General features: G+C 37.0%; 7 protein-coding genes and 1 pseudogene. 3 read left to right on the top strand and 5 right to left on the bottom strand.

What is annotated here, in order from left to right; all coding sequences use genetic code 11:
• A pseudogene (locus ACILQF_RS07985) lies at positions 1 to 203 on the bottom strand (hypothetical protein); the annotation flags it as partial.
• Between the two features lie 95 nt (positions 204 to 298).
• Between ACILQF_RS07985 and ACILQF_RS07980 the strand changes: the two are divergent.
• Both ACILQF_RS07980 and ACILQF_RS07975 read left to right on the top strand, forming a co-directional pair.
• Positions 299 to 652: a HesB/IscA family protein gene (locus tag ACILQF_RS07980; protein ID WP_395626893.1), complete on the top strand. Its 354-nt coding sequence runs from the start codon at positions 299 to 301 to the stop codon at positions 650 to 652.
• A 77-nt stretch (positions 653 to 729) separates the two neighbouring features.
• On the top strand, positions 730 to 1,962 hold the full coding sequence (locus tag ACILQF_RS07975; protein ID WP_395626892.1) for an ABC transporter permease: 1,233 nt from the start codon (positions 730 to 732) through the stop codon (positions 1,960 to 1,962).
• 33 nt (positions 1,963 to 1,995) lie between these two features.
• Here the strand turns inward: ACILQF_RS07975 and rfbB are convergent, their stop codons facing one another.
• The 4 genes from rfbB to ACILQF_RS07955 are packed head-to-tail and all read right to left on the bottom strand — an operon-like array spanning position 1,996 to position 6,425.
• On the bottom strand, positions 1,996 to 3,048 hold the full coding sequence (rfbB, locus tag ACILQF_RS07970; RefSeq protein WP_395626891.1) for a dTDP-glucose 4,6-dehydratase: 1,053 nt from the start codon (positions 3,046 to 3,048) through the stop codon (positions 1,996 to 1,998).
• A 55-nt stretch (positions 3,049 to 3,103) separates the two neighbouring features.
• A complete protein-coding gene (gene galE, locus ACILQF_RS07965; protein WP_395626890.1) occupies positions 3,104 to 4,129 on the bottom strand; it encodes a UDP-glucose 4-epimerase GalE in 1,026 nt (341 codons plus the stop codon).
• Entirely contained in the window at positions 4,129 to 5,115 is a 987-nt protein-coding gene (locus tag ACILQF_RS07960; RefSeq protein WP_395626889.1) for a UDP-glucuronic acid decarboxylase family protein, read from the bottom strand. Before ACILQF_RS07960 ends, galE begins: the two co-directional genes overlap by 1 nt.
• On the bottom strand, positions 5,112 to 6,425 hold the full coding sequence (locus ACILQF_RS07955; RefSeq protein ID WP_395626888.1) for a UDP-glucose dehydrogenase family protein: 1,314 nt from the start codon (positions 6,423 to 6,425) through the stop codon (positions 5,112 to 5,114). Before ACILQF_RS07955 ends, ACILQF_RS07960 begins: the two co-directional genes overlap by 4 nt.
• A gap of 184 nt (positions 6,426 to 6,609) precedes the next feature.
• Here ACILQF_RS07955 and ACILQF_RS07950 point away from each other — a divergent pair, with 184 nt between their 5' ends.
• Positions 6,610 to 7,857 carry a 3-deoxy-D-manno-octulosonic acid transferase gene (locus tag ACILQF_RS07950; RefSeq protein WP_395626887.1) on the top strand — a complete coding sequence of 416 codons (1,248 nt, stop codon included), beginning with the start codon at positions 6,610 to 6,612 and terminating at the stop codon, positions 7,855 to 7,857.
• Positions 7,858 to 7,904: the final 47 nt, after the last annotated feature.

Raw genomic sequence — 7,904 nt, 5'->3', positions numbered from 1 at the left:
CTTTCAATAAATAAAACCGACCGCTCATAAGCCTGCAGCCGTAAAGGAAGCGTATGTTGAAGCCCCGATTTTTTCAATTCTACTCTTTGGAAATTAAGTCTTTGCATAAGCATCGGCTTAATAAAGTTCCAAGCCACAAAAAATATAAGTACACCGGAAATGCTATACTTAACTATGTCCGACAAAAAGGTCATTTCATTCATAAATTTTCAATTGTTAACCATTAGTCAAATTGATGGTATACAAAACAAAAGTGAGCAATTTCATGTATATTTGTGGTAAGATTTAAAAAAGAAATATGAGTACAGAAATTGCAGATCTAACAGCACCTGTTTCTTTAACGGACGGGGCAAAGAAAGAAATTAAAAAACTTATTCAGCAGCAAGAGTTAGGTCTTGACTATGGATTACGACTTGGTGTTGAAGGCGGCGGTTGTGCAGGAATGAATTATGTTTTAGGTTTCGATCAAAAAAAAGAAGGCGATCAGGAGTACACAATTGATGGAATCCCCGTATTTATGCACAAAGCACATGGCTTGTATTTAGCTGGAATGGAAGTGGATTTCCAAGATGGATTAAATGCTCGTGGATTTACATTCAGTAATCCAAATGCAAGCAGCACATGTGGCTGTGGCACTTCCTTCTCAGTTTAAAATATATTTTGTAACATTTCATTAAGTCCTGCTGTCAAATTAGCAGGACTTTTTATATTTATACCATGGCGGGAACAATGAGTTATTCTGAAAATGTTAAGGTTGCTTTGCAATCTGTGAAGAGCAATAAGCTCCGAACATTTTTGACAGCAATTATCATAGCCATTGGTTTGACAGCACTGGTAGGAATTTTAACATCTATTGATGCTATTGAGGGATCACTCAATAATACCTTCTCAAGTATGGGTGCCAATTCATTTACTATCCGAAATAGAGGAATTGGAATCCGGATTGGAGGTGGTGGACAGAGGCCAAAAAGATATAAATCAATAGATTACAGACAGGCAACTGCATTTAAAAGCAATTTCGATTTTCCTGCCACTATTTCTGTGAACACATTTGCTTCCTTTGGTGGAACAGCCAAATATGGAAATGAGAAAACAAACCCCAACATATCTGTACTAGGCGGGGATGAAAACTATTTGATGTCGGCGGGTTACAAAATTGCTTCGGGGCGTAATTTTTCCCAATCTGAATTAGAATATGGCACCAGTGTGGTTATTATTGGGGATGAAATAAAAACCCGCTTATTCCCGAACATTGACCCAATCAATAAAATAATAAGTCTTGGGAATAATAAATTTAGAATTATTGGTGTATTGTCTGCCAAGGGCTCTAGTATAGGCTTTGGTGGTGATAAAATCTGTGCTATCCCTCTACTCCGAGCAAAACAAGTAATGACGATCGGCAATCCATCTTATACCATCTCTGTGATGAGCGATGATCCTACTCAAATGGAAAATGCCATCGGGGAGGCTACTGCCTTGTTCAGGAATATCAGGAATTTAAAAATTGCTGATGAAGCTAATTTTGAGATTACCAAAAGTGATGCTATTGCCCAAACATTGGTTGAAAACCTAAAATTTGTTCGAATTGGGGGCATTGTTATTGGCGCTATTACACTAATTGGAGCAGCAATTGCCTTGATGAATATCATGATTGTATCAGTAACCGAGCGGACAAGAGAGATTGGTATTCGCAAAGCAATAGGTGCTACACCTCTCGTTATACGGCGACAGTTCCTAATTGAGGCAATAGTTATTTGTTTAATGGGGGGCATCACTGGTGTATTTTTAGGCATATTAATTGGGAATCTACTCTCAATGGTGATGGGAGGATCATTTATTATGCCTTGGGGCTGGACAATTCTAGGATTAAGCCTATGTATTGGCGTAGGATTGATTTCAGGGCTTTATCCTGCGGTAAAAGCCTCCAAATTAGATCCTGTAGAATCGCTGCGATATGAATAATGTCGAGAAGATAAATTAGAAAAAAATTCTTACCTATCTTTTGCCGTACTGATCAGTATAATAGGTTTGATAATTTCCTGAGGTTACGCTTTGAAGCCATTCTTCATTACTTAAAAACCATTCTACTGTCTTTTCGAGACCCTCTTCAAACTGCAAACTTGGCTTCCAATCTAAATCGTTTTGAAGTTTAGATGAATCAATTGCATAGCGCAAATCATGTCCAGCACGATCAGTTACGAAAGTAATTAGTTTAGCCGATGTACCAGGATCACGACCTAACTTCTCGTCCATAATTTTGCAAAGCAAACGAATTAGGTCAATATTAGTCCACTCATTATGCCCACCAACATTATAAGTGCTTCCCGAAGCCGCTTGGTGATAAATCACATCAATTGCACGTGCATGATCCTCTACCCACAGCCAGTCGCGAATATTCTCACCCTTGCCATAAACCGGGATTGGTAAATTATTTTTAATGTTATTAATGGACAATGGTATTAACTTCTCAGGAAAATGAAAAGAGCCATAATTATTAGAACAATTTGAGATAACCGCATCAATACCGTAAGTATCGTGGTAAGATCTTACAAAATGATCGGAGCTTGCTTTGGAAGCAGAATAAGGGCTATGCGGATCATAAGCAGTTTCTTCAGTAAACAAGCCAGTTTCACCTAAACTTCCATAAACCTCGTCAGTAGAAACGTGGTAAAAACGATGCTTACTATAATCACCCTTCCACTGATGACGAGCTGCATTTAACAAGTTTACAGTCCCCACAACATTAGTCATAACAAATTCCGTAGGATTAGTAATTGACCTATCAACATGCGATTCGGCGGCGAGGTGAATTACTGAATCAATTTTTTCTTCAGCAAATAATTTATCTATGAATACTGCATCAACGATATCACCCTTTACGAATTTGTAATTAGGTTTATTTTCTATATCCTTTAGGTTAAGCAGATTACCGGCATAAGTTAACTTATCAAGATTAATGATTTGATACTGTGGGTAATTGTTTACAAAGCGCCTAACCACATGAGAACCGATAAAACCAGCTCCACCGGTAATTAAAATTTTTTTCATTTTTAAGATATATTATAAATGCTAGGATTCAAAAGTCCTCAAATTTTCAACAATATTATAAAGGATTCTGTTCAATATATTTCTCCCACTTCCATGCAGAGCTCATCATTTCAATTAGGTTAAGCTCAGCTTTCCAAGAAAGGTTACGCTCAGCTTTAGTCACATCGCCATAAATCTGAACAATATCGCCGGCTCTTCTTGGTCCGATGGTATATTTCAATTTTTCACCTGTTGCCATTTCAAAGGCATGAATAACCTCTAAAACCGAATTACCACGTCCCGTTCCTATATTATAAATATCAAATGCATTTGGCATGGCTTCTAGTTTTTTAATTGCAGCAACATGTGCTTTGGCTAGATCCACCACATGAATATAATCTCGGATACATGTTCCATCATTCGTTTCATAATCATCCCCAAAAACAATGATATCACCTCTTTTACCAATGGCCGCTTGTGTGATAAAGGGAACCAAATTTTGAGGAACACCAATTGGAAGTTCGCCAATTAAGGCAGATTCATGAGCACCAACAGGGTTAAAATATCTTAGCGCAATAACCTTTAAGTTCTCATTTACACGCGCAGACTCACTTAAAATCTCTTCCGCAATCTGCTTGGTATTTCCATAGGTAGATTCCGCTTTTTTAACGGGTGCCTGCTCATTTACAGGTAGGCTATCAGGCTCACCATAAACGGTACAACTAGAAGAAAAAACCATATTCATCTTCATTTTAGAAGACGCTATAAGCAGGTTTACCAGAGAATAAATATTGTTTTTATAATATTTAAGTGGTTCTTTTTCAGATTCGCCAACACTTTTAAAAGCGGCAAAATGAATAATACCTTCAATGTCAGGATGAGCATTAAGAAACTCAGTCGTTAAGTTTTCATCGCAGAGATCAAAATTAAAAAGTTCCGGCTTTTTACCAGTAATTTTAAAAATCTGTTCAATTATTTGAGGACTAGAGTTTGAAAGATTATCTACAATTATTGGCTCATATCCAGCATTAATCAACTCAACAACGGTATGAGAGCCGATGTAGCCCGTCCCGCCAGTAACTAATATCTTGCTTGCAGGCATTATTTGATGTTATAATATGTGAAATCCTTGTGTTTTATTTCCTTTTCAGGCAATGATTTAAAGTATTCATAGGTTATTTTCAAACCTTCAGCGCGACCAACTTTCGGCTCCCAGCCAAGAATTTCTCTAGCCTTCGTGATATCCGGCCTTCTCTGTTTAGGATCATCGGTAGGCAAAGGATTATAAACCATTTTTTGCTTGGTTCCTGTTAGCTTGATAATTTCTTCACCAAATTGTTTGATTGTAATCTCATCCGGATTACCAATATTTACTGGTAAGGCATAATCTGATAATAGCAAACGATAAATCCCTTCAACTAGATCATCAACATAGCAAAAAGAGCGCGTTTGAGAACCATCACCAAATACGGTAAGATCTTCACCTCTAAGTGCCTGTCCGATAAATGCAGGTAACACCCGTCCATCATTGAGGCGCATCCGGGGACCATAAGTATTAAAAATTCGCACAATTCGGGTCTCTAACCCATGGAAAGTATGGTAAGCCATGGTCATTGCTTCTTGAAAACGCTTAGCCTCATCGTATACTCCTCTCGGACCTACGGGATTCACATTTCCCCAATATTCTTCAGGCTGAGGATTTACTGTAGGATCTCCATAAACCTCTGATGTTGAAGCTATTAGCAACCTTGATTTTTTCGATCGCGCTAAACCTAACAAATTATGAATTCCTAAGGAACCCACTTTTAGAGTTTGTATAGGAATTTTTAGATAATCAATTGGGCTTGCTGGTGAGGCGAAGTGAAGAATATAATCCAAATCACCGGCAACGTAAACAAATTTAGAAACATCATGATTATAGAATTCAAAATTTTCGAGCGGAAATAAATGCTCAATATTTCGAAGATCACCGGTAATCAGGTTATCCATTCCAATAACATGATACCCTTCCTTAATAAATCGATCGGATAAGTGTGAGCCAAGAAAACCTGCAGCACCTGTAATTAAAATTCGTTTTCTAGGGATCATATATTCACGGTTTTTCTGCCAATACTGTTATAGTAAAAGCCACAGTCAATCATTTTTTGTAAATCATATAAATTTCGGCCATCAAAAATAACCTTACTTTTAAGAAGTGACCCAACTTTATCAAAATCAGGCGTTCTAAATACTGACCATTCGGTTACGATAACGAGCGCATCTGCATCCTTTAATATATCGTATTGATTATCCCCAAATTGAATTTTATCGCCAACAACTTTTTTCACATTGCTCATTGCTTCAGGGTCAAATACGCTGATGATGGCCCCATCCTTGAGCAATTCTTCAATAATATAAAGTGCAGGTGCTTCACGGATATCATCTGTTTCAGGCTTGAAAGCAAGCCCCCAGATAGCAATTTTCTTACCTTTAAGATCCCCATTATAGTACTTACGCATTTTTTCAACCAGCTTTTTCCTTTGGATATCATTTACATCCATTACAGACTCAAGGATCTTAAAGTCGTAATTATTTTCTCTTGCCGAATGAGCTAAAGCTTGTACATCTTTAGGAAAGCAGCTACCACCATATCCAACACCAGGGAATAGAAAGCGTTTACCAATACGATCATCCGAACCGATACCTTTTCTTACAGCATCAACATCGGCACCAACAAGCTCGCACAAATTGGCAATTTCATTCATGAAGGTAATTTTTGTTGCTAGAAAAGAATTTGCAGCATATTTAGTGAGTTCAGAAGAACGAGCATCCATAAAAATAATAGGATTCCCTTGTCTGACGTATGGACCATATAATTCGGTCATTAATTTTTGGGCCCTCGGACTTTCAGTCCCAACCACTACACGATCAGGCTTCATAAAATCCTCAACAGCAACACCTTCACGTAAAAACTCAGGGTTTGAAACAACATCAACCTCTACGGAGGTATTTTCTTTAAAAACCTTAATTACTTTATCTGCAGTACCCACGGGAACCGTTGATTTTGTTACAATAACTTTATAATCTTTAATTAATTTAGCGATGTCTTTGGCAGCGCCAAGCACAAAACTAAGATCCGCTGCCCCATCACCATTAGGAGGAGTAGGTAGGGCAAGATAAATAATTTCGGCATCTACGATTGCATCTGCAAGATTGGAAGTAAACATTAACCTACCCTGCTCAATATTTCTGTGGAACAATAAATCGAGTCCCGGTTCATAGATCGGCAACTTAAATGCCTGCATCATTTTCACCTTTTCCTCGTTAATGTCAACACAAATCACTGTGTTTCCTGTCTCTGCAAGGCATGTTCCCGTAACTAAACCTACGTAACCTGTACCTACAACCGCTATTTTCATAAACCTTTAGTGTTTTACAACAATGATTTTGTGCCCTACATTAGCCCTACATTGTCAATTCTATTTATTTTTTTAATGAGTTTCCCAGCGTTTAAGACCTAAAAGCCGCTTTCTCAACAATAGAGAAATACGAAAATAAAAAATTAAATATTAACTTCGATGAAGAAAAAAAATTAATTCAAAAATGCTTTTTATATATGATGTCGGAATACGCCTTTACACCATCTTAATAGTGCTTTTTTCGCTAAAAAACAAAAAAGCACAATTTTGGATAAAAGGCAGAAAGGGACTTTTCGAACTCATTGAAAAGAGCTTAGATAAAAATATTCAGTATTCCTGGTTTCACTTTGCATCCTTAGGAGAATTTGAACAAGGGCGCCCGGTAATAGAGAAGCTAAAAGCAGATCATCCCAATATTGCAATTGTAATCACATTTTTTTCACCTTCAGGCTATGAAATCAGGAAAAATTACCCTTTAGCGGATCACGTATTTTATCTTCCTGTTGACACAAAAGAGAATGCACACAGATTTGTATCGTTATTAAACCCCAAGATTGCTGTTTTTACTAAATACGAATATTGGTATCATTATTTTGAAGCATTAAATGCGAATAAAACACCACTATTCATTATCTCAGGAATATTTAGAAAAGAGCAGGCATTTTTTAAGTGGTATGGAGGATTGCATCGAAAAATGCTGGGATGGGTAAGTCATTTATTTGTGCAAAATGAAGAAAGTAAACATTTATTAAGTAAAATTGGGATCCATCATGTAACTGTAAGTGGGGATACGCGCTTTGACCGAGTGGATTTCAATGCTAAAAACAGACTTAAAATTAGTTCCATTGAACAATTTTGCAACAATCAAAATGCATTTATTGCCGGGAGCACTTGGACTGAAGATGAAAAATTAATTGGAACATTATTAAGCTTGCTGCCAGAGTGGAAATTTATTATTGCCCCACATGAGGTTAATGAAAATAGGATTGAGAACATTGAAAAACTATTTCCAAATTCAATTAGATTTTCAGAGATACAAAAGGATGGATTTGTGCTACAAACACTTGCAAATACGCAAGTTTTGATTATTGACAGTATAGGAATACTTTCATCCATTTACCAATATGGTAAAATCGCCTATATCGGAGGTGGATTTGGTGTAGGTATTCACAATACGCTTGAGGCATCAGCATTCGGACTTCCCATTATAATTGGACCAAATTATTCACGATTTATGGAAGCAATAGAATTAATAGAAAAAGGAGCTGCCTTTTCGATCAAAGATTCAGCTGAGTTAAAGTTTCGAATGGATTTCCTAATGAAGGAGGAAAATCGATTAAAAAGCGGGACTGCAGCCGATCAATATGTACAAAACCATACAGGTGCAACTCAAAAATTCTTAGATTTTATCTACTATAAGAGGATTTTCTAATTTTAAGCCTTAACTAAACCTTCCAAGGCGTCAATCCACAGCGGATT

This window comes from Daejeonella sp., from assembly GCF_044232565.1.
Taxonomy (GTDB): Bacteria; Bacteroidota; Bacteroidia; order Sphingobacteriales; family Sphingobacteriaceae; genus Daejeonella.
The sequence above is the reverse complement of the archived record's forward strand: the minus strand, read 5'-3'. Positions and strand labels throughout refer to the sequence as shown.

What these genes read in the sequence shown, in the direction of transcription:
- ACILQF_RS07955 (WP_395626888.1), bottom strand. Translation starts at nt 6,425, where the DNA reads ATGAAAATAGCGGTTGTAGGTACAGGTTACGTAGGTTTAGTTACGGGA.
- ACILQF_RS07980 (WP_395626893.1), top strand. Translation starts at nt 299, where the DNA reads ATGAGTACAGAAATTGCAGATCTAACAGCACCTGTTTCTTTAACGGAC.
- galE (WP_395626890.1), bottom strand. Translation starts at nt 4,129, where the DNA reads ATGCCTGCAAGCAAGATATTAGTTACTGGCGGGACGGGCTACATCGGC.
- ACILQF_RS07960 (WP_395626889.1), bottom strand. Translation starts at nt 5,115, where the DNA reads ATGATCCCTAGAAAACGAATTTTAATTACAGGTGCTGCAGGTTTTCTT.
- ACILQF_RS07950 (WP_395626887.1), top strand. Translation starts at nt 6,610, where the DNA reads ATGCTTTTTATATATGATGTCGGAATACGCCTTTACACCATCTTAATA.
- rfbB (WP_395626891.1), bottom strand. Translation starts at nt 3,048, where the DNA reads ATGAAAAAAATTTTAATTACCGGTGGAGCTGGTTTTATCGGTTCTCAT.
- ACILQF_RS07975 (WP_395626892.1), top strand. Translation starts at nt 730, where the DNA reads ATGAGTTATTCTGAAAATGTTAAGGTTGCTTTGCAATCTGTGAAGAGC.